The sequence below is a fragment of the Paenibacillus sepulcri genome (assembly GCF_042647105.1).
Taxonomy (GTDB): domain Bacteria; phylum Bacillota; class Bacilli; order Paenibacillales; family Paenibacillaceae; genus Paenibacillus_Z; species Paenibacillus_Z sepulcri.
The window spans coordinates 4,633,365-4,657,189 of sequence record NZ_JBHRUP010000001.1; the positions used below are offsets into that span (position 1 = coordinate 4,633,365).

A 23,825-nucleotide genomic window follows, 5' to 3' on the forward strand; every position below is an offset into this window, starting at 1 on the left:
TTATTTAGAGGGCTATCCCCGCTAACCAAGACAACTAGTTAATATTCTTCTTACACAGTTATGGTAGGATGGAGGCTGAGGTGATGCAAAATGAAGTTCATGCGCTTGAAAGGAAATCTCGATCAGAGTAACCTGGATAATCGACTCAGATACAACCCGAATATCATCGAGTTCTATCTGAGCGATCGCGACCTGCAAGATCCCGATCTCATTCGGAACCGCATCCGCCAGCTCCATGACCGCGGGGTCAAACCCTATCTACACCATCCGCCCAACTACCGAGGCGAATATTTGGACATCTTGAGCGAAAACCCGCACATTCGCCAATTTTACCACGAATCTTGCGAATTGCTTGCGCGCATTTGCATGGAAGAACGGGCCAAATGTATTGTGCATGCACACTACGTCCATACAGCCAGCAGTAAAAATGTAACCCGGGAACGAACTGTTCTTCTGCGTGAAGAGATCCACAAAGTCATGTCGTACTCACAGGAAGTTTTTGTCTGGGAAGATTCGACCGAAGGACTGTTCTCCTATGGCCGCAACCCGTATCTCATAGACGATTTGATCGTACCTCTGGAACTTTCGTTGAATGTCGATGTAAGCCATACGTTCATTTCGTTCGGCGGAGATAATGAGCGGCTCCGTGAGGTACTTGAGCGGACCTCGCCTTACGCGCAATACTATCATCTGGTCGACAGCATGGGGCAAAAGCATGATTCGCTGCCGCTTGGCCAAGGGCGAATCGATTGGAGAATGGTGAAGCCATTCGTGTTGGAAAAGGATTTCATCTTCGAGATCACGTTGAGCGGGGACCATTCCGACTGCACACCTATGGTGGAAAGCGCAAATTATTTTGACAAGGTCTGAGCAGAATAAGCTGCATTGTAAGTATAGAATGTTCTACAACGATATGGCCATCCTGAAAAAGGATGGCCATTGCTATTGAAGTCTTGTCTTTTGGCGATGACAAGAACTTGATCCGAGTCCCGATTGGTGACAAGAACAGGGTCCGATTGCCGATTATTGAAACCCGCCGAAACAACCGGAACTGGTTAACGCTTTTACTTTTACTTTTTTAGAGAACTCGCTCTCCCGCTGAAGAAAACTAGTGAGCTTATCAACGATCCATTTTTCGATCGACAGGACGCATTGGAGGAGTTGCATCGGAAGATGCTGTTAGAAAAGCACAGCCGTTTAGGGGAATGAGAAAATGAAATGGCGTTGCATGAAACCTGACATGAAATTTTCAAGCTAAAACCGGAGATGGAAGCCAGCATTCGCGCTGAGCCCGAATTGCAAGACCTGTTGAAGTTGAAAAGTAGTAGTGGCTCCCAGCTATCGCGCGCAGGGGCCTGTTTTTAATTGAAGGCTTTTCGGTTTTCTTTGTGGGAATCCTTGCAATGAGAGGTGACGGGCTTAGAGGGCGAACTTCCAAATAATCCAACAAATGAGAACAGAAACCCAGGAGATGAAACCAAACACCATGACGATCTTATTCTCACTCCATCCATATTTTAGACTGAAATGATAATGTATCGGAGCCATTTTGAATAGACGCAATTTCGTGCGTTTATAGTACCAGACTTGCAAAATGACTGATAATTGTTCAGCCAGATAGACTGAAAACAGGATTGGTATTAAAATTTCAACTTTTTCAATAACCGCTAAAATGGAAAGCGAACCTCCAATTGCTAGTGATCCAGTATCCCCCATAAACGCTCTAGCGGGATAAATATTGTACAGAAATAAACCGAGTAGACAGCCAATCATTACGAGCGAAAATGTTTGTACTTCAGGTTTGTCTGAGATCAGAAAGAAGAAAAAATAAGTTGGGATCGCAACATTGATCAATAGCCCGTCTAGACCATCCGTAAAATTGATAGCGTTCGCTGAACCAACTACAAATAGGAGCATTATTATGATGTACACGTAAACGGGCAGGTGTAGTTGAAATCCGTGGAACAACGTAATGTCACTGGTCAGCGAGAATGAACTGAACAATGTGAAAAGCAGTACACCAGTAAATGCGAATTGAAACACAAGTTTCGTCCGTCCAGAGATACCGGATGGATCTTGCCATGCTGCCTTTTTGAAATCATCCATAAAGCCGACTGAGCTGAATAACAGAAACGCAACGCATAAAAAGAACATCATTGGGGCGGGATGAAACTGGAGAGACGTTACTACACCGATAAGCAAGATCAGACCAGCCATCAGTGGTGTTCCCCGTTTGGCTTGATGATCAGGAGGCAACTCAGATCGAATCGGTTGCGTTAGCTTTAGAACTCGCAGTCCCCTAATGAGTAGAGGTGTTAAGAATGCCACAAGCAAGAACGAAAGACCAGACACGCCAAAGATCCCAAACATGTTAAAAGCACCGCTTTCATTACGGATTCTCACCTTTGATTATTGTAATTCTATATAGTGGACAAATAATCCTTTTACACGTTGGAAATAAAAAGGAAAAAGCCATTCTTCTGGGAGTGACCTCTTAAAACTTGCCATTACAGACAGCGCGGTGAACTGTACCATAGATGAATGATCAAGTCATGAATGCGACGCCACAATGCGCAGCTAACTGGGAACGATAGCGTGGAGTAGCGTGCTGCGGCAGCTGCTCCTTTTTCTTTTGAAGTAACGGGCAGATTAAGATTAGCAATCTGTAAGAAACAATCCGAACTGAAATGTCCTAAAATATAGTTTATGTAGACAACCCCCCTAAAGTCTAAAAGAATAAACGACAGACACACACAAAGGAGTGAAGTTATGAAATTTCTGCTCACATCTGCAGGTATCAAAAACCAAAGCATACACGACGCGCTGGTTGACATGCTGGGCAAGCCGATTGCCGAGTCTACCGCCCTCTGCATTACTACTGCGGTGTACGCCATACGAGGTGGTGCGGGCCATGCATGGCAGTTCTTTAGCGGACAAGCCACCACACCGATGTGTGAGCTGGGCTGGAAGTCCATGGGGGTTCTGGAGCTCACCGCGTTGCCTAGCATCGATGAAGAGCTTTGGGTTCCTATGGTCAAGGAGACTGACGTTCTACTAGTAAATGGCGGTGACCCCTTGTATCTGTGTTACTGGATGCGGCAGTCCGGACTGGCAGACCTCTTGCCGTCGCTGAACTTAGTCTATGTGGGACTGAGTGCTGGGAGCATGGTAATGGCACCTAACATCGGGAATTTCTTCGTTGAGTGGACTCCACCCAACGGTGGCGATGAAACGCTAAGACTGGTTGATTTTGCGATATTTCCGCATCTGGATCACGAGATGCTGCCGAGAAACACCATGGCTGATGCAGAGAGATGGGCCGCCGGGATGCAAGGGCCAGCGTATGCGATTGATGATCAGACCGCCATCAAAGTGATCGACGGAGCGGTCGAAGTTGTCTCCGAAGGGCATTGGAAACTGTTTTCGCCCTGATATTACTCCGCTGTTTACATATAATTGGTGGAACCTTAGTGGTAATTATTACGGTCGGTTTAGAGGTGCGTTAGTCGAAAGTGAATGTTGATTACTTTATTAAGCTAAAGGGTACGAGAGTTGAACACCGAAACGGCTACCGCGGGGTAGCCGTCATTGCGAACGGGCAGTATTATTCAATATCCATATAAATTGTTAAATAAAATTGGATTGGAGTGGGTCATATTGGTTGGAATAACAAGTTTCGGACTTTTTTTATTAACTGCCTTATTGATGAATATAACTCCTGGTACAGATACAATGTACATCGTTAGCAGAAGTGTATCGCAAGGGAAAAAAGCAGGAATTTATTCTGTTCTTGGCATTTCCACGGGTTCATTAGTGCATACCTTTCTAGCTGCTGTTGGTTTATCTGTAATTCTTACAACATCAGTTGTCTTATTTACTATTATTAAAATAATAGGTGCAGGATATCTGATTTATCTTGGTGTTCGAATGTTAATACAAAAATCATCTAATTTAGAACTCAAGGATACGAAAAGTATGTCATTAAAAAAGATATATACTCAAGGTCTTCTGACTAATGTTACTAATCCAAAAGTGGCTTTGTTTTTCATTTCTTTTCTTCCTCAGTTTATTTCAGGGGATAATACTTATGGTCCTTTACCCTTTATTATTTTAGGACTTTCTTTTGTTATGACGGGAACTGTTTGGTGTTTGTTAGTAGCTATTTTTTCTTCATATGCAACTAAAAAATTGAGAAATAATCCAAAAGTAGAATTTATATTGAATAAAATAACAGGGATCATTTTCATTGGATTAGGAATAAAGTTGTTTCAGACAAAAGCATCTTAAAAATCTTTCTTCAACGAACGGGTACGATAGTTGAACGCATTTTGGAGCGGTTTTTTTAAACGCTGAGTTATAATAAATAGGAACATATAGCCCCTCGTTGTGCTACATGAGATAAGTTTAATTATGAACACAGGAGATGTGAGATATGAAGATCGCGGGAGAGCTCGTCACAGAGACGCTCGAGTATGATGGTGGTCGGCAGGTTACGGTGTACGTCCCTCCGGATCCACCCCAGGCAGTCGTGTTCGCCGGTGACGGTCAGCTGATCTCGCAGTGGGGCGGGTACCTCGAGGCCGCCGACGTACCGCCCACGATGATCGTCGGTGCCTACCGGACGTCCGATGAGGATGAGATGGTGCGCATCCATGAGTACTCACCGCCGTTCGACCAGGAACGGTTCGCGGCACACGAGAGGTTCTTCGTCGAAGACGTCCGCCGATGGGTGCGATCGCGCTTCAGCGTCGCGCTGCCCGCCAAACGCACCGCGGTGTGCGGCGTGTCGGCGAGTGGAGAACTCTCACTCGCCATAGGCCTTCGGCATCCGGACATCTACGGTACGGTCTTCTCCGCGTCGCCAGGCGGGGGCTACCGACCGCCTGCCGTGATGCCAAGCCCGCTACCGCGCACCTACCTCGTAGCCGGCACACTGGAGCCGTTCTTCCTCGAGAACGCGACCCGGTGGGCGGCTGCGCTGCGCGATGCAGGTGCGGACGTTGAAATGAGAGAGCGGGTCGCGTCGCACGACGATGTGATGTGGCGAGAAGAGTTCCCGCTGATGGTGGCGTGGGCGTTTGGACGATAAACATCCGCCGAGCCCGGGTCAAGTGGGTTTGACTCGCATCCGACCCGCCTACTCCGACGACATTGCAAGCCCTGATGGTGAGCAGCCCAATCGTCCTGGCTTGCATCGTCAGCGGATCGTCCGGTTGGGACCATTGCGCGAATCATCATTACGCTACCCCGAAAATTACTCTTAGCATAAACCCAAAAATGGCAGCATGAAGCTAAGCCCAGCTTTGATGGTTTTTAAAAGCTGTGCTTCTTAGGAATGTATGAAACAATAGGAAGTTAAGAGGCCTCCGAATTAGAAAGAGCGACTTGAAAACCAAGATTCTCGAGCTTTCGTACGGCTTGTCTAACAATCGCATCTTGCTGTCGCTGTTCAAAGTAATGACTGCCTAAATCTTTGTAATCCTCTTTGCGCGCAAGGAGATGGTAAGCAATGATCATGATCGAGTGCGCAACAGCTACGGCTGCTCGGTGTCTCCCTTTTCGGGCGGCGATGCGCCGGTACTGGGCTCCCAGGTAGTTGTCAGATCTGCATACGGAGTGGGCGACTTCGATCAGTGCCGCTCGGAGATATTTGTTGCCTTTGCGAGTTTTCGAGGATTTACGTTTTCCGGCACTTTCATTTTGCCCTGGAACGAGGCCAGCCCACGAACAGAGATGAGCGGCAGATGGGAAGCGTGAAGCGACGTCAGTCCCAACTTCGGCTAAGATTTGTTCGGCGGTACGCCGGCCGATCCCTGGAATCGTATCCAGCCGTTCAATGTCTTGCTGAAAAGGGTCGAGCCGTTTGGCTACCTCCGTATCCAGTTCGAGAATCTGCTCATTCAAAAAATCGACGTGAGTGAGCATGGTTTTCAGCATGATCCGCTGGTGGGCACTCATGTTGCCGCGTAAGGCCAATTCCAACTCTTCCTTCTTTTTCTTCAGTGTTCGTCGCGCGAAAGCTGCCAGCTTTTCGGGATCTTCTTCTCCCTCGATCATGGCACCCATCCTATCGCGGCTGCTCACGCCCATAATATCGGAGACAACAGCAGCGAGCTTAATATTGGCGCCTTCCAAGACCTTTTGGACCCGGTTATGTTCGCGGGAGCGTTCCTGAATGAGGCTGCGACGGTAACGGACTAATTCGCGAAGTTCGCGTTGGTTACGGTCCGGAATGTAGCTGGGTTTGAGCAGTCCATGACGCAGAAGGTTACAGATCCACTCGGCATCTTTCACATCCGTCTTCCTGCCGGGAACAGCTTTAATGTGCTGTGCGTTTACGACGAGGAATTGAATCTCCTCGGCTTCAAGCAGGTTGACGATGGGTTTCCAGTAAACACCGGTACTCTCCATGGCCACGTGCGTACAGCGATGCTGCTTGATCCAGTCGATTAAATCCAGCAGGAACACCGTATGCGTACGAAAGGTCTTAATCTCCTTTCCTTCGGGAGTCATGACGCAAGCGGTAATGGACTTCTTGAACATCCAAACCACAAGCGCGTTCGATCAGGACATCCATAACATTCACCTTTCTACGGCAATTGAAATTGAGGACTGGTGCAACAACCAGAAAAAGATTACTCTACCCCGCGTGCTTCCCAAAAGGAGCGACATACCGTGGTGCACCGTGATCGTCGTAGTCAGACTAACGGATGGGTTCGCGACACCATAGCTTAACGACCTTCCTCACCAGCTGTAAGAATAGTATAAAACGCCGCACCAAAATTTTCATTACTCTGTGGTGCCCCGAGAAGGGGCATGGATGGCTAACGGGTACGATAGCGCAATACTGAAGGGCTGCCGAGCGGCAGTCCTTCGTTACGCTAACTGGCAGTTTAGCGTGGCGGCCAACCAACTAAGTGGTTGCTTACTCTCAATTGTTGGAAGGTAAGTTCTATTCTTTCGCGAATTCATTAGATATGCCGAAGTTACGAATTTCGCAAAAAAATTGCGGTAGAGCATTGGAAAGAACATTTTAGTTTTCTATATCTTCATAGAAAGGTGATTACGCATGAACCAAAGACCGTCAGAAGAAGAATACGCCGGGGACGCCGGCGAGTATATCCGGTTGGTGCCGGAAGGCAACATCATCGACATTCTGCTCGCCCAGGAAAAGCAAATGACCGAGCTGCTGGCATCGTTGACCGAAAGCCAGAGCGCCTATCGGTATGCGGAAGGAAAATGGACGCTGAAAGAAGTCGTGGGCCACATCGCAGACAGTGAACGCGTCATGTCCTACCGCCTGCTCCGATTTGCAAGAGGGGATCAGACGCCTCTGCCCGGTTTCGACCAGGAATTGTTCATTCCTCCTTTCGGAAGCTGGACAACCGCTCAATTGGCCGAAGACTACCGGGCCGTACGGCAATCGACGATCACACTGCTGCGCGGGTTACCGACGGAGGCGTGGTCCCGCAAGGGCAAAGCCAACAACGTAAGCATTACGGCGCGCGCCCTCGCTTACGGCATGGCAGGACACGAGCTTCATCACATGGGGGTCATCCGAAATCTTTACTTGAGTTAGTCGTCCTTACTTTATGGCACCCTTCCCGCCTCGTTCATAGACTGATATGAAGAGAGGACAAGACGGGTTGAAAAAACAGCAGCGATTGGTTGCTGACTGGAGTTTTGTCAAAAAATGAATAGCCAATAATAATCTTAAACAAGAAGAAGTCATTCAACTAACAGGTACGATAGCTGAATAAAAGATCACAACGAGGCAGCCGACATCATCCAGCTGCCTTTCCACGCTAACGGACAGATTACCTTAGTACGGTGTTGTCGATTGATTATATTCTAAAAAGGGAACTAGGTGCTATTATGGCGATATTCTTATTTATTGGAGTTTATTTTATACCCATTTTGGGTTTTTTGTTTGTAGTTGCATTTTTAAGAGCAATAAAAAAGATTGTGAAAGGGGCATCTTATACTGCTGAAGTTTTCTGGAGTGGATTGATTTTCGCACTCATAGTCTGGACGATCTCTATCTGTGGTTTGAACTATACCAGCTAATAGGTTGTCAATATTTAATTATTAATGGACCAATCGAAGGATGCTATACTGGTAAAAGGGAATGACAAATAACCGTCCCATAGATTTTGGGAAGGTTTACCTCAATGTCTAAGTATTTCTTTTTTAGTCTAAGCGGAAAGTTTCTTTCTTGGTTAAGATTGCATATATCCAGTGGATCCGATTATTTGCACAAGCGATCACAGCTACTTTAAACAATTTGCCCTCTGCACGCTTTTTATCGTAATAAGACCTCAATTTTTTATTGCGTGAGCTTCGTATTCCACACCGTACAGCTTGGTATAAGGCTGTTCGGAGCCTTCTAGAACCACGTTTAGTGATTGTATTTCGGGTAGCTGTAAACTTGCCGGAAGAAAAAACGCTTGGATCAATACCGGCAAATGCAATTAGTTTCTTTGCGTGATCAAATCGATCGATTTCCCCGATTTCAGCTAAAATTGTTGCAGCAATTTTAGTGCCAATGCCGGGTATCGATTGGATTAAATCATATTCTATTAATTCTTCAGCCAGGGCCTCTATCGATTTATCAAGTTTCGCTAGATGCTCTTGGTATTGAAGTAGCAAATTATTGAGCAGTTCCAGTGAAATTAAATGGCCCTGGAAAGCAGTCTTCTTGAAGGGATTTCGTTCAGCCGCTGCTATTAGTATTTGTGCCTTCTCAAGCGACCACCGATTGGAGCTGACATGTCCCACAAGGTGCTGTATCTGAGCCGTTACATCTTTCTCAGACAGGGCTAGCACCGATTGAGAAGTTGGGTACAGTGCAAGGAAACGAAGTGACACTTTCGAATAAAGGTCACCAAACACGCCATGATATTCCGGAAAGACTTGATCCAGCACAGCCTGGAACTGCAGCTTTGCTTGGACATACATATCCGTCAGAGACTCATACTGCCGTGTCAGGTAACGCAGATTCATCAGGTACTGACCTCGTTTTTTGGAAGGCTCCAGCTCTTCTTTATAGAACAATTCCCCCAGTTGGTACGCATCTGCAACATCTGTTTTCACTTTGCGTAAATGGGTCTTTTTTGCTTGGTATGAAATGAACGGATTGATGACAATGTACAGGTACTGATGCTCATCCAGGAACTGAACGACTGGGCTGTGATAATGACCTGTTGCTTCTAGCACCACGGCTGGACGCTGTCCAGTAAAGGATTCCAGGTCTTTAGCATAGCGGAGGAAGGACGCTAATCCCTCAAGATTGTGCTCAAATCGGAAGGTCTTTCCGTGGGGTGTTCCTCGATCTGAAAAAGCTTGTGCGTGACTTTCTCCTTTCGATACATCCAATCCAATGACAGGGTTCATTAAACCACTCCTCATATGATAGTAGCCGGCAACCCCTAACCTTTTTGTCGTCCACATTATCGCATGTGATTCGGGATCATCGTCCCAACCAGCCTAATCATGGTTTAACAAGTAGGGGGGATGAACTGTATAGCTCTCGGGATCCCAGTCCCACGGGCACGAACGTTCAATCCCCGGCTATCGCTATCTTACGACCACACAAAAATGAGGTCCACCAGAAAGATCTGGTGACCTCATAATACGAACGGGTACGATAGCGCAATGCCGAAGTGCTGCCGCGCGCAGCACTTCGCTACTTCAAATGGCAGGATATCTCAGTCACAATGTGGAATTATAAGGAAATAGGTGTGTGATAATTCTACTATAAGGAACGAAACCATGAAAAACAAAGAAGAGTATACAAACCTTTTACCTTTTTCAAAAGGCAACATGGAGGAATGTTATGGTGGTGATGTTTAGTGCAAAAGAGAGTAACCGCACGTATCAAATGGGTACCTACTGAACATGGGGGTAAAAAACGGTTTCCTATTAAAGACTACTCAACAGCTGCGCATTTTTTAGATAGTGACCAAACTGAAGCATGGAGTGTCGTCTTGAAAATCAATTCCAATTACGATGACTATATAACAATTTGTGACTTTTGTTTTCTATTCCCAGAAAGAGCACCTCAAGAATTAGTATATATAGGGAGTAAGTTTGAACTGTTTGAATCTAGAAAAGTTGCAGAGGGAGAAATTATTGATATTTATTTTGATTAAGCTCCCTCGGTACGATTAAGTTTTCTCACGAATGCTCGCTTATTCGCAGGATTTCACCACAGGATGAATTGTAACCCGGATGGAATGGGGAGAGAGCCGTCAAATTGGAAACCAACGCGCATGCGGGAACAGAAGGGGCGAGTTTTCGCTCCTCTTTTTTGTTGCTCTGCTGCACGCTACTCCACATAACCTCCGGAGGCTTTCACTCCCATTTCTCGACGGGTCAATGCCCTTTCATTCCTTCGTTACGCCTATCCAGAGGGTGGAGGCCGGTATTCCTAACGGTACGGGTCTATGCCCTTTTGTTTAACGCAGTCCGGTACTCCGTGCAATCTTGAGATCCTGCGAATAAGCCAATTTTCGTGGGATGGTGAAGCGGCTAAGCAACCTGTTTCATGGGAAGAGCTCGATTCGGTTCGTAAGCTTCGCCACTGCGTGCCATGGCAACCAGAATGCGAGCCAACTTGCCGACCAGTTTCATTACCGAGCGTATCGGTTTCATGTTCTTGCTTTTCACATTCGCTTCATGTAGGCGCTTGAATGTTTCATCGTTCAAGATTAGAGCCATGGTTGCCATGAACAAGACATGTCGGAGCCTTGGCCGGCCGCGTTTGCTAAGTGACATCTGGCCGTTCCACTTGCCGGAACTCGCTTCGGCCAGGTTGAGGCCGGCATGCCGCAGCAGCGCATTACCATGCGAATAGCCGCTGAGGTTGCCGGCTTCGCCTAGAATGCCTGCAACAGACAGGACGCTTATGCCTTTCATCGCAAGCATTGGCGTGGCTAGCGGGATCCGCTTTAGCGTAACTGCCAATTCTTTCTCGATCACCTGCAACTGCTCGGTAGCCAGATCGTACTCGGCCAGCAGTTGCTTTAGATGGAGCTTGTAAGCTTTCTCAGCATGCCTCGCGCCGACTGATTGAGTTGCTAGAGCTAGCAACTCGCTGGCTCTACGTTCACCGCTGTGCCGTTTCATGACTGTTTTCCAGCCGTCGAGTACCTGGCGAACGGTTAGCTTTTGAAGATCAGCAGGCGTTGGAAAGAGACGCAGTGTAGCGAGCGAACCGGAGCCAATGAGGTGCTTATATACCTGCCTCAGCTCTGGAAACACAATGTCGACCCAGCGATGGATCTGGTTCTTGACGCTGACAAGACGATGGACGATTGTCTCTCGATTCGCCATGAGCACTCGCAGTTCTATGAACACTTCACTGGTATCTTTAATGACCGTGTAGTAGCCGTTTTTCACCATGTCGGCGATAACCAAGGCATCCTTGATGTCGCTTTTGGAGGGAGTATTATCTCGGTTTTCCTTGTTCTTTTTGACGAGATGAGGGTTTACCAACACGACCTCGAGGCTTCGGTCTTTGAGCCAGGCGGCGAGACTGAGCCAGTAGTGGCCGGTTGGTTCCATACCGATGATGGTGTCGTTTAGTTGGTGCGTTTCCTGCATATCTTTCATCCACTGCAGCAGTTGGTTAAAGCCGGCATCGTTGTTGGAGAAATGAAGCGGAGTGCCGAGCGTGATTCCACGGAAGTTGACAGCGCGAGCAACATGGGACTGCTGGGCGATGTCGATGCCGACGACAAGGTGCTGGGTTGAAATGCGTTCGAGCAGTTGATTTTGTTTGGCTTGAGCTTTAAAATTCAAGATAGAGCGACCTCATTAAGATGGTTAAAGGGCTATGACCCGTGACTACCCCATCGTACCGGAGTCGCTCGTTTTAATGCAAAGCTCAAAATTAACGCTCTACAGGAATCCTAACGGGGACATTAGTGGAGGATCCAGCTGGTATTTCAAAGATCGAGCGGCAGCCTCAAAATTTGAACTAAATTAGGAGGATAAATGGGTATGAGGATGAATATATTTAACTGGTGAATTGCGGCAGTCGAAGCGCCCTGAACAATGAGATAAGTAATTGATCACAATGGAGACTCATCACATAAAAAGAGCCTTCAGGGTTCTACCCTTTGGCTCTTTTTTACAACCCAAAATGTTTTTATGACTTGTTCATGACTTTGTTTAATGATATTTTGGCTATTTCCTGTGAACCATCAAAAATGTACAAATGAGAATCTGATGCATATTCTTTAACAGCTTTTAAATCCGCCCCCTTTTTAATTGCATATTCCAAATGAATTTTGATCTCTCCCTCATTTTTCAAGGATCCTGAAGATCCACCGCCGTGTGGCCTCATAATTGTAAACTTTGCATTTGGAACTAGCTCCATCAAAGAAGCTAATTTTCCATTAGGTATGACCAAAAATCCATGGCTCAAATCGTTCCCCAACGTTTGGTGATGCGATAAGTCTTTTTGATCAGGAAATAACCCTCCTTCGTTCTTCAAAATAAAGTCATATCTAAGAGCTGATGCGATTTCTAACACTTTAATTTCCATTTTGGAGACAATAATTTTAGGGGGGGATTCAAATCCAGTAATGCATAGAAGAGAAACCAAGGCTAATATACAAACAAATTTATTCTGCTTCATATTAATTCCTCCAAGTTGCTTTCCAGATATTATTCCACCACTTGGAATTATTATGATTTTTTTTATTAGAGGGGGTTGATATCCCTGTCGGTCATGTTACCGGCGACATTATCGAGTGCCTCTACATCCCTTAGGGGATTTCCATTACATTATTAAAAGCAATTAAGAAATACAAAACAAACTCCCTTTTGGGTAAAACTTATTACGCTAAACGGGTACATTAGCTCAATAGGAAAGGACCATTATGGTCCTTTCCTCAGAGTGTCGAGAAACCCATTATTTTTAACGCTGGGTTTCTTTTTTTTGAATATATTCTGTTTCCTAGGGCTTCGAAGGGGGCATTATCCCTTCGAAGCCCTCCTTTCTAGCTGGAGAGCAATCTTCTTCATGTTCTGGACCGTTATGGTCATGAGTGCTTGTTCGGTCGCATTCTGCAGCCCCCGCAAACGGCAATAGTGAAACCCATGGAGCTCTTTAGCGTCCGCGAAGCTTCGCTCGATCGTCTCTTTTCGTTTGCGGTACAACTGTTTACCGGATTTGCTGAGCCGGTTCATCCGCACCTGTTCCTTACTTGCTTCCCAAACGTGGCGCGTCACCACGTTTCGCTTGTTGGGGGAGTGGGTGCATTTCTCCACCATCGGGCAGGTTGCGCATTGCTTTGGATCGGAAGCATAGTGTTGGTAGCCTTTACGGTATACCATATTAACGCGGTGTCGTGTTAAATTAAGTGGGGATAGAAAAGGCTGTCGAGACTTTCTCGACAGCCTGAGGAAAGGACCATTATGGTCCTTTCCTTTTTTTCCATTCCCCCTCGAATCAGCATCACTTTAACTGTCATGGTGAACCAAAAAAGCCCCTATTTACGGGGCTGGAGAACATAGGTGGTTTTGAGCTAACGGGCAAATTAATCATATAGGTGTTGACTTGGAGTCGTCTCCAACGGATAGAATATTGAAAGAGAGGTGGTGATGAAATATGTATACGATTCGGCAATTTGCCGAGCTTACAGGATTTAGTCCCGATACCCTAAGATATTATGAAAAGATCGGTTTATTAAAGTCACCCCAGAGAAGCTCTGGCGGGGTACGTACGTATAGCGACGATGATGTTCATCTAGTGAGATCTGTACATTGTCTAAAGAAAACCGGATTATCGTTAGAAGATATTAAGGAGTTTATTCAGGAAAGCCAATTTTTTGAGAATCATTCATCCATGTGGGATCTTGACGATAGACAAACGTTATCGAGTCGAAGCAAGATTCTCACAGAGCATTTAAACAGCATGGAAAAACAACGTAGAGAACTGGACGACATTATTAAACGAACGAAAGAGAAGTTAGATTATTACAATGACATTTTGAATGGAAATATAAAATTAGAAGAAGTAAAGGAGATATCGAAATGAAAATTGCTTCTATCGGTTCAGGAAATATGGGTGGAACATTGGGGAGATTGTGGGCTGGACACGGACATCATGTGATGTTTGGCTCACGCGACCCGCAAAGCGATAAAATACGAACTTTGCTCCAAGCATCTGGGGCAAACGCTCAAGCGGGAACCGTGCAGGATGCAATTGCCTTTGGTGAGGTTATCCTTTTGGCCGTTCTACCTACCGAAGTTGAACGGGTTTTGGAAGAAGCAGGGGATCTAAACAATAAAATCCTCATCAATTGCACAAACCGTTTTGATGGCAAATCGGCAGATATGGAAGTACTTCGACTAGCAAAAAATGCCCGCGTTGTTCGAACTTACAACACGCTTCCATGGGAAGTACTGGCAAACCCTCAATATGGTCCAATTAACGCAACTGCGTTTCTGAGCGGCGATGATCCCGAGGCAAAAGAAGTCGTCGCCCAGTTATCTTGCGACATCGGACTTGATCCAGTGGACGTGGGCGGTTCAACAAATATGGAGAAAATTGAAACCGCTATGGGTTCACTTTGGAGCATACTCTCACCTCGATTTGGACGTGATTACAGTTTGCGAATATTGAGACGAGATACAGACGTTTAGGTTCTAAGACGTTTAATCCATTCTTGAACTAATGGGTACGATAGCATTCCTGTAGAGCATTAAATTACTGCTTTGCAAAAAAACGAGCGCCTCGGTACGATGGGAGTACGCAACGGGTCATAGCCCTTTAAATCCCATCATCCAGGAGGACGCTCTACTATGAAGTTTAAATCGCAGGACAAACAAAATCAACTCCTTGAAAAAATTACGGCCCAACATCTAGTCGTTGGGATTGACATCGCCCAGCAAACGCATGTCGCACGAGCTGTGAACTTTCGAGGTATTGTGCTTGGTAATCGCCTATCCTTCTCGAATGATGAGGAAGGTTTTCACAATCTTCTTCGGTGGATCCAGACGCTACAATCTGCCCATGCTTTAACGGCGGCCATTGTTGGCATGGAGCCTACCGGACACTACTGGCTTAACGTATCCAAGTGGCTTGCCGAACGTCAGTTTGAGGTTGTTCTCGTCAATCCGCATCTTGTAAAGAAGAACAAAGAAAACCGCGACAACACGCCCTCAAAGAGCGATAAAAAGGATGCTCTGGTCATCGCCGACATGGTCAAAAACGGATACTACTCCTTCACTCGTACAACACCAGCAGCCTTTGAAGAACGACGTGTCTTTCTCTCCAATCGCGACTTTGTCGTGAAGAGACTCGTTAGTGCGAAGAACCAAATTCATCGCTGGGTCGACGTGGTTTTCCCTGAGCTGCGGCAAGTCTTCACGAACATCATGTGCACCGGTTCATTGGCCACACTTCGTCTTTTTCCAACGCCCGATGACATGTGTACCTTACAGCCCCAAGATGTCATACAAGGTTGGAAATCACTCATGAAACGGCATGCTGGTGAGCGAAAAGCCCGAACCCTTATCGCTCTTGCTAGCCGTTCTGTGGGTTCTAAGCAGGCCTTGCATGCCTACAAGCTTCACTTGAAGCAGCTTCTCGATGAGTACGATCTTGCTTGCCTGCAGTTAGAAACAGTAGAGACGGAGATTGTTGCCGTTTTAGAACGGATTCCATTTGCGAAATTTATGCTTGCTGTCAAAGGGATCAGCGCCATTTCACTGGCTGGTATTCTAGGCGAGGCGGGGGATTTAAGTGGCTTTGTTCACGGGAATGCCTTACTGCGACATGCCGGTCTCAACCTCGCAGAAGCAAGCTCAGGCAAATGGACCGGACAAATGAAGATTAGCAAACGAGGACGATCCCGACTCCGACGTTTCATCTTCATGATGACAATGAGTTTAGTTGCGAACAATCCGGAGTTTAAAGCGATGCATGCCTACAATGTGCAGGTGAAGAAGATGAAGAAGATGAGGTCCATTATGAAATTGTGTGGCAAGTTAGCGAGAATATTGGTTGGAATGGCTCGCAGCGGCGAAGCCTACAACCCTCCTAAAACAATGCCAATCCAGCTAGCAGCTTAATCGATACCTACCGTTTCGTTGCACGAATTTTGGCTTATTCGCGGGATTTCAAAGAAAGCACGGCGTACCGGATACATTGAACCAAAGGGCACCGACCCGTAACGATAGCAAGACCGGCCTCCACCCCTTGGACAGGCGTAACGAAGGAATGAAAGGGCATCGACCCGTTGAGGCATGGGAGTGAGAACCTCCAGGGACGGCGTGGAGAATACGTGCAGGATATGGAAGAACATGGGGGGAATAGTCTCCCCCTCTATTTCCTCACGCCTCCATGTTGTCCAGGTCTATGAAGTGGTCACCCGAGCGTCCTTCATCCATGTCTATCAAGGGTGAAATCCTGCGAATAAGCGAGCATTCGTGAGAAAACTTAATCGTACCGAGGGAGTTCAATGGTGAAAGGCAGTCGCGGTAGGCAATCTTTTTCGGTGTTTGCCGGGGATTGCCTTTTTTTGTTGGGCTTGTATACATATCACGTTCCCGTACGTTTTATTATATGCGATCGAGGAGGCTGCTACAGAAAGCAGCGAAATTCCGGATGTCATCTTGCTGCGAAAGGAACGAAGGGAAGAGATCGAACTGGTGATGGAAGTGCCGACCCCGATCCAGCATTATGTGTAATACGATTGACCGGATAATGGTAAAATTGAGCTAAGCTTTCTTTAACGACTAATATGAAAGGAGATTACAATGGATGAGCAATGGAGGATAGCTAAACATGATCCGGAATGGAAAAGGCTGTTCAATGATATCGCTGCAAAATTAAGAACTTCATTGGGAAATTTGGCAATTCGTATTGATCATGTCGGCTCCACTTCGGTTATGGGTTTGGATGCAAAGCCAATCATTGATATCCAAATATCTGTTTTAAATTACGATGATGTTTTAAACTATAAGACCAAGATTGAAAAAGTAGGTTTCGTATTAAGAGGAGAAAATCCAGACAAAACGAAGAGGTATTTTCGGGAACTGCCAGGCTCTCGAAGAACTCATATTCATGTAAGGCAAGCGGGTAGTTTTTCAGAACAAATCACTTTACTCTTTAGAGATTATTTACGCGTACACCCTGCAGATTGTTTAAGGTACTCTCAGGAAAAGCATCGATTAATGGAGCTTTTTAAGAATGAACGCCCAAAATATGTTGAAGGAAAAGGACAGATCGTTTGGGATATTATACAGAAAGCTCATATTTGGTCGCAAGAAGTGGGCTGGAACCCAGGTATATCAGATATGTAAGGTTACCTTATTTATATCCAGAGCTCCAAGGAGGATCAGAATTACTTCCATAATCTGTGCTGTGGAGCTTTTCCAGTGGACGGTTTATTTGCATAAATATTACAATTATTTTGCGAATGGTAGGAGTAACAAAGTTTATGATTACAGGAGGCTGCTTATGTTGAAATTATTCGAGTATAACTGGCAAGTTCGCAAAGATTGGTTTGACTGGTGCGATACGGTGAGCGAGGAAGAGTTGATGAAAAAACGGACCGGCGGCATAGGATACATCCTTCCCACGCTATATCACATTGTGGCAGTCGAGTATGGCTGGATATGCGGTGGAATACAAGAAAAAGCGATTGAAATCCCTCCGTTCGAGGAAGTGGCCAGCTTGCAGCAAATAAAAGATTTTTCCGACCGTTGCCACGTGGAACTCGCTCCATTTGTCTATGGTTGGAATGACAGCCTGGAAGACCGCATTATGATTGATATCACGGATGAAGGAGAACGGGAAGCCCATAAATACGGGGAAGTGATGCGGCACGTGATCGCCCACGAGATCCACCATATCGGTCAATTGTCTGTATGGTCGCGAGAAATCGGAAAGAAGCCGGTTACTGCAAACTTGATTGGCAGAAGGTTATTCGATATTTAACGCTGATAAATTCTATTGAACGAACGGACAGGATTGTTCCAATAGCGGGTATTGTGATATGGCAGCTGGTCAACATGTTCGGCTGCGTTTTGATTCTAAAATAATCACGGTAAAATTGGGAATTCTATATTGAATCGTGTTATTCTCAGTCGCGAGCGATACTATTCGCTTCAAACAAAAAAGCTTTTAAATCCTGAATGATTGGAACTGGACGAAATGTATGATTACCATGCCCTTTATGACCAATACCGCCCGTTGCTTTTCTCTATCGCCTACAGGATGCTCGGATTGTCTCAGGACGCCGAAGATATCGTTCAGGACGTGTTCGTAGCATTACAACAACAGAATAGTTGTGAGCTCATTAATATAAAAGCGTATCTTTGTAAACTTGTCACCAATCGCTGCCTGAACGAGCTCAAATCATCGCGCAAGGCAAAGACCACCTATATCGGCCCATGGCTGCCTGAGCCGATCGTAACTGCGGTAGAAGGCAATCCCGAGGAGGCGTTTGAGCTTAAAGATGATATCGCCTACGCCTATCTAGTCGTGATGCAGCGACTGACGCCGATGGAAAGGGCCGTCTTTGTACTGAGGGAAACACTCGGCTTCGCTTTCGAGGAAATTGGAGAATGGATCGGTAAATCTGAGGTTAATTGCCGGCAGTTGTTCAGTCGCGGAAAACGCAAGCTGGACACTAAGAATAACGACGCCGGGGTGCCGATTTCGCCATTAAAACCTGAATTCCAGGCACTTAGTGCATCGTTCAGCGCAGCTTTTCGCGCTGGAGATATCGCCGCCATTGTTGAATTACTTAGTGAAGACGCCATCTTGCTGACAGACGGCGGCGGCAAAGTAAGAGCTGCTATTAACCCGATTACTGGTCGGAATCGCGTCCAGGCTTTGCTGACCTATTCCATTTCTAATTATCTCCGGGAAGGGACTATCAAGAAGGTAGTGGCCAACGGTTATGACAGTTTTATGGTGATGTTTGATGGTAAACCGTTCGCCGTTTACTCCCTCGCTTTAAATCCTGACGGTTCGGCCATTTCTCGTGTATATGTCATGATGAATCCGGACAAGCTTCAAAGCGCTGCCCGTTTGCTCGAAAGGCAATCCTAAATTTTTTATAGATCATTGTCACAGATATGTTCCTTCAGTTGTCTTCTTTGATGTACAAACTAAAAACAAGTTTAAGGAGGAAGTTATTGATGACGAATTTAATCGCAGATATAAAGATTCCTGATAGTAAACTAGCCGTTGAAGCGGCTGAATTATTGCGTGAGCATGCCGACGACCTTCTGTGGAACCACTCGAACCGGGTATTTCTGTTTTCGGCTATGAAGGGTAACCTTAATCAAATGAAATACGATTCTGAATTGCTTTATATCAGTTCGCTTTTCCACGATCTCGGCCTTACCCCCGCATTCCGAAGCACGGACAAACGCTTTGAGGTCGACGGGGCTAATGCTGCCCGCGATTTTCTTAAAAGTCGCGGCGTCCCGGAAGATTCCATTCGGCTTGTATGGGACGCTGTTGCCCTGCATACATCCATCGGAATCGTCGAATATAAGGAAACCGAAGCGGCGCTTATGAATTTTGGCGTCGGTTATGATGTGGTCGGGAAGAACTTCGATTTCATCTCAGCAGAAGCGCGGCAGCAAGTCGTCGAGGCTTTTCCTCGCAACCAGTTCAAACACGACATCTTACATGCATTCTTGGAAGGCTTCAAGCACAAACCGGAAACCACCTACGGAACGATTAACGCCGACGTGTGCGAACTGCTTCTTCCGGGATTTGAGCGTCCCAACTTTTGCCATCATGTCCTTCATTCCCCATGGGATGAGTAATTGACTTGAATGATCGGTTGCCTTTTTTTGTTCAATAAAACAGCAGCAGTCCAGGACTTTTTTTCTCGTCCATGGCTGCTGCTGTTTCGTTTTTTGAGTCAGTCTAATACTTATTTTCGGAGTCTCACGGTGTTGTAATTAGAAGAACGCGCGGATTCAATACGTTCAGTCTCGATAATATATCTGTTCCTTACTGCCCATAGGTCAGCGATCCGGGTTGTTGGATTGCTTCCGAAATATATCCAGCTCATATTCCATAACGTTTTCCATCTCCTTTCAATTGCAATGAGGTGTGTTGTGGTTTAACACCCGCGCACTTCAAACGCCTCCTCAAATATGTACCGGAAAATATCTGATTACAGTAAAGTGAACCTGCCAGTGTCAAGCATATAAAAAAAATTCTTATTCACAATCCTAAACACAGCGAAAATAATCATCCTCGACATTATGGGTTATGTCGTGTTATTTTTTTCAAATTACTGTACATTTTGTTATGTACACTTCGCAATTAATATTTCTTTAAGGCTCGAAAGGAGAAAAGAATATGGGCAAGAGAACAGAATTCCTTTATATGTCCGAACCAGATGTCATCAAAGCTGGTGTCTGGATGCGAAAATGGCATTCCGTGTTGATATGGATGGTCACCACAACCCCATTTTGACTCGGATGGAGAGTCCGATTTCATGGTAACCCTGTATTCTACTATCTTATGCAAAGAAGGTTTTATCACAAAAGTAAGAATAAAAAGGAGCAGAAGTGATGTTTGAAATAAAATCAGATCGTTTGCGTGTTGAGATTGCGCACCCGAATGAAGCTCCAAATATAACTACGCGTTTCGACCGGGCGGGATTTATAACCGAAATCGTGCTTGATGAAGTGCATCGTTTTTGCGCCACGGAGCCTAATAATCTCTCCCATCCGTCTTCCGGTGGACGCGGGCTTTGCAGCGAATATTTATTCGATGTCAGCGCAGAGGCAAAGATAGGTGAGCCTTTTCCCAAATTCGGCGTCGGTCTTTTGAAGAAGTTCGAAAACGCACCGTATAAGTTCTGGGAAAGATACGAAGTCGAGCAGTACCGCGTTCGTGTTGAGGAAAGTAAGGCCAGCGCCAGATTCATAACGGAACCGCGACTTTGTATTGGCTATGCAATAAGCCAAAAGAAAGATATATGGGTTAAGGATAACATGCTCATCATGCAAATCACGGTTAAGAACGAAGGAGAAAAGCCGATAAGCATCCGCGAATATTGCCATAATTTCCTTTCAATAAACTCAATGGCTCTTGGGCCGGATTACAAGATACGAATGGATTCGATCAAAGATATGGGGAAAGACGTGCTAAACGGGCATATAAAAGGTGATGGACATGGATTTACCTTTGCGCAATATTCACCTTCACCTGCCTCTGCAAAGGTGACGCTGGAAGAGATACAAATAGGCAGCCCCAAAATATTTGAATGGTCGATGATAAATGAAGCCTCCGGCGCCCGTGTAGACGTAAAGGACGAGATTGATATCTGCGGCATGACGATGTGGTGCGCAGATCATATAGTAAGCGTAGAAACCTTTCACAAGCTGGAGCTTGCGCCGGGTCAAAGCAATACATGGCAGCGCACCTGGATTTTTGACAACATATAAAAGAACTATTGCCCTTTATCGGTTTTCATTGGTCCACCTCTCTTGTTACTGGGATTCTGAACTGTACCCCGTCAAGTAGACAGTACAAAAAATAAAGAACGCTTAAGCGGCCTTGGTCCTGAATTCCATGGGACTGAGGCCGTTTAATTTTGCTTGTAATCGCTCGTAATTTGCCCTGCTTCTATTTGTCTATCAGCAAAAAGAACCCTGTATGCTCAATGGTTTCCAGCAACTCTACAACACTCTTTTTGTCAAATTTCCTTAAAAGGTTTGAAATATGGGTCTTCAATGTCGTCATTTCAGTAAAACGGACTTCGGCTATTTCCTTATACTTCATGCCGGATCGCAACAAGTGCAGTATATCCATTTCTGACGGGGTGAGTTTCAGAATTACCTGAATAGTATATGAAAGGTTCTCTTGGGCGTTTTTCAACTGGATATATTCCTTCCTCAAATACTCTGCGGCTTCCGGGTGTATGATAGAGCGGTTTTGCGCAGCCCGTATTATGGTGTCGGGTAAGTCGGGTTCAGAGACGCCTTTTATGAGGTAGTCGGACGCGCCGAATAGAAACGCATTGGAGATGTAATAGTCGGAATTCTGGACTGTATAGATGATAACTTTGGTATTTGGCCGCAGCTTGATTATCTCGCGCATAGCATAAAGCCCCGCGAGTCTGGACTCTATTTCAATATCCATTACCGCAACGTCAGGGGCGTTATTGGCGGCGAAAGCCACCGCTTCATACCCGTTACCAACAGAACCAACCAAAACAATAGCCGGATTGTTAGCCATAATGCGTGTTAGCTTATTCCGCGTTTGTTCCGAGCCGTCCACAATTAGAACTTTTATAGGGTTAACAGTCGTCTTCATGAGATCACCTCCTGACGAAGTTGTGTAGGCAGCAGGTTGCGCTAGATAAAGAGAGTAAACGAATCTGGAAGCGTTTACAGGAAGGATGGACGATTTGAAGGCGGGATGGCTCCAAAATAAATTCTATTCTATTAATATAGATCCAAAAAGTCTAATGAAAATTCATACTTGACAAGTAGAAGTTAGCATAAAATTCCAATTAATAATGCTTTAATTAGGCCAAATGCACAAAACATGCTCAATATTATCAGTCTATTAACATCAAAGCCAGTGAAAAACTTAACCAGTGAAAAACTTAATAGTTCTTGGAGATAAGGGTATGATCGCAAGTTTTTTCATCCTTTACAATAAAGTCGGTTGAAAATTAAGATGAAATCATGAAATTCAACCAATCGAAAGGACGATTCTTATGGAACAGGCAATGCAGCAGTATCATGATATGTTGCGGGAGATGTACAGATATTATCGCAGCCAGCCTTCATATATGGAGAGACTGCTTTCTGGAAGAAAGGAAATAGTTGGGGGTTTCGCACATTTTTATAACGAACAGAAACCGGATCGGATTTACCTGATTGGAAGCGGTTCCAGCCTGAATGCCTGCAAAGCGGCAAGTGAATATATGGAAACTATCCTGGGGGTGGAAATAACCTGCGCGCCGCCCAGCAATCCGCCGGTCATCCGAGGTTCGCGCCCGCTTGTTCTGGCGGTCTCTCAGGGCGGCAAGTCGTCTAACACCGTGGCTTTGCTGGAAGAGCTGCGAGGCGGAGTCCAGACCGTATCGTTTACAGCGGGCGTTGACAATCCCGTTGCGCGCATAGCAGATTTTTCTGTAGACATCTCGGTGGGCGACGAGACTGTGGGCCCCAAAACCAGAGGGGTTACAGGAACGGTGCTTTGCCTATACCTTGCCACGCTCGAAGCTGCGCTGTTATGCGGGAATTTAAGCGAGGCGGGGTATGGCAAAGAAATCGGACTGCTGGAAGAAACGATAGGATATGGCGAGCAAAACTTGGAGGCGTGCGAGGACTTTTACCGCGCTCATCTAGACGATCTGAAAACAGCTCGGCATTTCCTGTTTGTGGGTAAGGGACCGGCGGCGGCCGTGGGCGAGGAAGACGCGCTGAAAGTGTTGGAAACCCTTTGCTTACCCAGCGCCGGATATGAGTTTGAGGAATTCTTGCATGGCCCGCCTATTTGTATAAATGAGGAAACTGCCTTATTCCTCTTTAATTCTGGAGACAAAGACAGCGTCCGGATGAAAAAAATGGCGGACATCACTCGCAAGGCCAGCAAAAACAGTTACATTATTGATCGAACCGGTTCCATGCAGGGAGATCATATACTTCGGTTGAACGCGGGAGACAGTAAATTCATGTCGCCGTTCGTGGATATTTATTTTGGACAGCTTATATCGTCGCTGCTAACCCAGGAACTGGGGATAGTCCGCCACCCTGCCATACGTTCAATAACTTCTGATATGGACACTAAGACATCGGATTCGGGGAAGTGATGG

Annotated in this window: 20 protein-coding genes and 4 pseudogenes; 16 read left to right on the plus strand and 8 right to left on the minus strand. The window is 45.9% G+C overall.

All coding sequences use genetic code 11. The features are described 5' to 3' along the window. The first annotated feature begins 90 nt into the window (after positions 1–90). On the plus strand, positions 91–870 hold the full coding sequence (locus ACFOLF_RS20575) for a TIM barrel protein (RefSeq protein ID WP_210047167.1): 780 nt from the start codon (positions 91–93) through the stop codon (positions 868–870). A gap of 204 nt (positions 871–1,074) precedes the next feature. Then, positions 1,075–1,200: pseudogene (locus ACFOLF_RS20580) on the plus strand (MerR family transcriptional regulator); the annotation flags it as partial. A gap of 219 nt (positions 1,201–1,419) precedes the next feature. Here ACFOLF_RS20580 and mraY read toward each other — a convergent pair. After that, complete coding sequence (gene mraY / locus ACFOLF_RS20585; protein WP_210047168.1) at positions 1,420–2,370, minus strand: phospho-N-acetylmuramoyl-pentapeptide-transferase; 951 nt, start codon at positions 2,368–2,370, stop codon at positions 1,420–1,422. Between the two features lie 399 nt (positions 2,371–2,769). On the opposite strand from mraY, the gene ACFOLF_RS20590 reads away from it, so the two are divergent. From ACFOLF_RS20590 to ACFOLF_RS20600, 3 genes are all read left to right on the plus strand, one after another. Further along, entirely contained in the window at positions 2,770–3,432 is a 663-nt protein-coding gene (locus ACFOLF_RS20590; RefSeq protein WP_210047169.1) for a Type 1 glutamine amidotransferase-like domain-containing protein, read from the plus strand. A 225-nt stretch (positions 3,433–3,657) separates the two neighbouring features. Continuing rightward, on the plus strand, positions 3,658–4,287 hold the full coding sequence (locus ACFOLF_RS20595; protein WP_210047170.1) for a LysE family translocator: 630 nt from the start codon (positions 3,658–3,660) through the stop codon (positions 4,285–4,287). 145 nt (positions 4,288–4,432) lie between these two features. Further along, positions 4,433–5,089 (plus strand): alpha/beta hydrolase, encoded by a 657-nt coding sequence (locus ACFOLF_RS20600; protein ID WP_210047171.1) that lies wholly within the window; start codon positions 4,433–4,435, stop codon positions 5,087–5,089. A 266-nt stretch (positions 5,090–5,355) separates the two neighbouring features. Here ACFOLF_RS20600 and ACFOLF_RS20605 read toward each other — a convergent pair. Further along, positions 5,356–6,577: pseudogene (locus ACFOLF_RS20605) on the minus strand (IS110 family transposase). 492 nt (positions 6,578–7,069) lie between these two features. Here ACFOLF_RS20605 and ACFOLF_RS20610 point away from each other — a divergent pair. Continuing rightward, complete coding sequence (locus ACFOLF_RS20610) at positions 7,070–7,579, plus strand: DinB family protein (protein ID WP_210047207.1); 510 nt, start codon at positions 7,070–7,072, stop codon at positions 7,577–7,579. A 611-nt stretch (positions 7,580–8,190) separates the two neighbouring features. Here the strand turns inward: ACFOLF_RS20610 and ACFOLF_RS20615 are convergent. Further along, positions 8,191–9,393, minus strand: coding sequence for an IS110 family transposase (locus ACFOLF_RS20615; RefSeq protein WP_210047206.1), 1,203 nt, complete (start codon positions 9,391–9,393; stop codon positions 8,191–8,193). Positions 9,394–9,851: 458 nt separating this feature from the next. On the opposite strand from ACFOLF_RS20615, the gene ACFOLF_RS20620 reads away from it, so the two are divergent. Then, positions 9,852–10,151 carry a hypothetical protein gene (locus ACFOLF_RS20620; RefSeq protein ID WP_210047205.1) on the plus strand — a complete coding sequence of 100 codons (300 nt, stop codon included), beginning with the start codon at positions 9,852–9,854 and terminating at the stop codon, positions 10,149–10,151. Positions 10,152–10,530: 379 nt separating this feature from the next. On the opposite strand, the gene ACFOLF_RS20625 is transcribed toward ACFOLF_RS20620, so the two are convergent. From ACFOLF_RS20625 to ACFOLF_RS20635, 3 genes and pseudogenes are all read right to left on the minus strand, one after another. Next, the gene (locus tag ACFOLF_RS20625) at positions 10,531–11,802 is read right to left on the minus strand and encodes an IS110 family transposase (protein ID WP_210047204.1); all 1,272 of its coding nucleotides are present in this window, start codon (positions 11,800–11,802) and stop codon (positions 10,531–10,533) included. 349 nt (positions 11,803–12,151) lie between these two features. Beyond that, complete coding sequence (locus ACFOLF_RS20630) at positions 12,152–12,643, minus strand: hypothetical protein (RefSeq protein WP_210047203.1); 492 nt, start codon at positions 12,641–12,643, stop codon at positions 12,152–12,154. A gap of 341 nt (positions 12,644–12,984) precedes the next feature. After that, a pseudogene (locus tag ACFOLF_RS20635) lies at positions 12,985–13,335 on the minus strand (transposase); the annotation flags it as partial. A 283-nt stretch (positions 13,336–13,618) separates the two neighbouring features. On the opposite strand from ACFOLF_RS20635, the gene ACFOLF_RS20640 reads away from it, so the two are divergent. From ACFOLF_RS20640 to ACFOLF_RS20675, 8 genes are all read left to right on the plus strand, one after another. Next, positions 13,619–14,047 carry a MerR family transcriptional regulator gene (locus ACFOLF_RS20640; RefSeq protein WP_210047201.1) on the plus strand — a complete coding sequence of 143 codons (429 nt, stop codon included), beginning with the start codon at positions 13,619–13,621 and terminating at the stop codon, positions 14,045–14,047. Then, a complete protein-coding gene (locus ACFOLF_RS20645; RefSeq protein WP_210047200.1) occupies positions 14,044–14,655 on the plus strand; it encodes an NADPH-dependent F420 reductase in 612 nt (203 codons plus the stop codon). The genes ACFOLF_RS20640 and ACFOLF_RS20645 overlap by 4 nt, the downstream gene beginning before the upstream one ends. A gap of 159 nt (positions 14,656–14,814) precedes the next feature. Beyond that, positions 14,815–16,086, plus strand: coding sequence for an IS110 family transposase (locus ACFOLF_RS20650; RefSeq protein ID WP_379219491.1), 1,272 nt, complete (start codon positions 14,815–14,817; stop codon positions 16,084–16,086). Between the two features lie 687 nt (positions 16,087–16,773). Next, a complete protein-coding gene (locus tag ACFOLF_RS20655; protein WP_210046985.1) occupies positions 16,774–17,319 on the plus strand; it encodes a GrpB family protein in 546 nt (181 codons plus the stop codon). 157 nt (positions 17,320–17,476) lie between these two features. Beyond that, a complete protein-coding gene (locus tag ACFOLF_RS20660) occupies positions 17,477–17,956 on the plus strand; it encodes a DinB family protein (RefSeq protein WP_210046984.1) in 480 nt (159 codons plus the stop codon). A gap of 216 nt (positions 17,957–18,172) precedes the next feature. Continuing rightward, on the plus strand, positions 18,173–19,075 hold the full coding sequence (sigJ, locus tag ACFOLF_RS20665; protein ID WP_210046983.1) for an RNA polymerase sigma factor SigJ: 903 nt from the start codon (positions 18,173–18,175) through the stop codon (positions 19,073–19,075). A gap of 89 nt (positions 19,076–19,164) precedes the next feature. Continuing rightward, a complete protein-coding gene (locus tag ACFOLF_RS20670) occupies positions 19,165–19,803 on the plus strand; it encodes an HD domain-containing protein (RefSeq protein WP_210046982.1) in 639 nt (212 codons plus the stop codon). 759 nt (positions 19,804–20,562) lie between these two features. Next, positions 20,563–21,441 (plus strand): hypothetical protein, encoded by an 879-nt coding sequence (locus tag ACFOLF_RS20675; protein WP_210046981.1) that lies wholly within the window; start codon positions 20,563–20,565, stop codon positions 21,439–21,441. A gap of 102 nt (positions 21,442–21,543) precedes the next feature. On the opposite strand, the pseudogene ACFOLF_RS20680 reads toward ACFOLF_RS20675, so the two are convergent. After that, a pseudogene (locus ACFOLF_RS20680) lies at positions 21,544–21,609 on the minus strand (hypothetical protein); the annotation flags it as partial. A 13-nt stretch (positions 21,610–21,622) separates the two neighbouring features. Further along, positions 21,623–22,312 carry a response regulator gene (locus ACFOLF_RS20685; RefSeq protein ID WP_210046980.1) on the minus strand — a complete coding sequence of 230 codons (690 nt, stop codon included), beginning with the start codon at positions 22,310–22,312 and terminating at the stop codon, positions 21,623–21,625. A gap of 409 nt (positions 22,313–22,721) precedes the next feature. Here ACFOLF_RS20685 and ACFOLF_RS20690 point away from each other — a divergent pair, with 409 nt between their 5' ends. Beyond that, positions 22,722–23,822, plus strand: coding sequence for an SIS domain-containing protein (locus tag ACFOLF_RS20690; RefSeq protein WP_210046979.1), 1,101 nt, complete (start codon positions 22,722–22,724; stop codon positions 23,820–23,822). Positions 23,823–23,825 lie beyond the last annotated feature (3 nt).

Bases quoted from the DNA above. Each gene is read 5' to 3' on its own strand.
- ACFOLF_RS20575 (WP_210047167.1), top strand. From the start codon at position 91: ATGAAGTTCATGCGCTTGAAAGGAAATCTCGATCAGAGTAACCTGGAT.
- mraY (WP_210047168.1), bottom strand. From the start codon at position 2,370: ATGTTTGGGATCTTTGGCGTGTCTGGTCTTTCGTTCTTGCTTGTGGCA.
- ACFOLF_RS20590 (WP_210047169.1), top strand. From the start codon at position 2,770: ATGAAATTTCTGCTCACATCTGCAGGTATCAAAAACCAAAGCATACAC.
- ACFOLF_RS20600 (WP_210047171.1), top strand. From the start codon at position 4,433: ATGAAGATCGCGGGAGAGCTCGTCACAGAGACGCTCGAGTATGATGGT.
- ACFOLF_RS20610 (WP_210047207.1), top strand. From the start codon at position 7,070: ATGAACCAAAGACCGTCAGAAGAAGAATACGCCGGGGACGCCGGCGAG.
- ACFOLF_RS20615 (WP_210047206.1), bottom strand. From the start codon at position 9,393: ATGAACCCTGTCATTGGATTGGATGTATCGAAAGGAGAAAGTCACGCA.
- ACFOLF_RS20630 (WP_210047203.1), bottom strand. From the start codon at position 12,643: ATGAAGCAGAATAAATTTGTTTGTATATTAGCCTTGGTTTCTCTTCTA.
- ACFOLF_RS20640 (WP_210047201.1), top strand. From the start codon at position 13,619: ATGTATACGATTCGGCAATTTGCCGAGCTTACAGGATTTAGTCCCGAT.
- ACFOLF_RS20645 (WP_210047200.1), top strand. From the start codon at position 14,044: ATGAAAATTGCTTCTATCGGTTCAGGAAATATGGGTGGAACATTGGGG.
- ACFOLF_RS20650 (WP_379219491.1), top strand. From the start codon at position 14,815: ATGAAGTTTAAATCGCAGGACAAACAAAATCAACTCCTTGAAAAAATT.
- ACFOLF_RS20655 (WP_210046985.1), top strand. From the start codon at position 16,774: ATGGATGAGCAATGGAGGATAGCTAAACATGATCCGGAATGGAAAAGG.
- ACFOLF_RS20660 (WP_210046984.1), top strand. From the start codon at position 17,477: ATGTTGAAATTATTCGAGTATAACTGGCAAGTTCGCAAAGATTGGTTT.
- sigJ (WP_210046983.1), top strand. From the start codon at position 18,173: ATGTATGATTACCATGCCCTTTATGACCAATACCGCCCGTTGCTTTTC.
- ACFOLF_RS20670 (WP_210046982.1), top strand. From the start codon at position 19,165: ATGACGAATTTAATCGCAGATATAAAGATTCCTGATAGTAAACTAGCC.
- ACFOLF_RS20675 (WP_210046981.1), top strand. From the start codon at position 20,563: ATGTTTGAAATAAAATCAGATCGTTTGCGTGTTGAGATTGCGCACCCG.
- ACFOLF_RS20685 (WP_210046980.1), bottom strand. From the start codon at position 22,312: ATGAAGACGACTGTTAACCCTATAAAAGTTCTAATTGTGGACGGCTCG.
- ACFOLF_RS20690 (WP_210046979.1), top strand. From the start codon at position 22,722: ATGGAACAGGCAATGCAGCAGTATCATGATATGTTGCGGGAGATGTAC.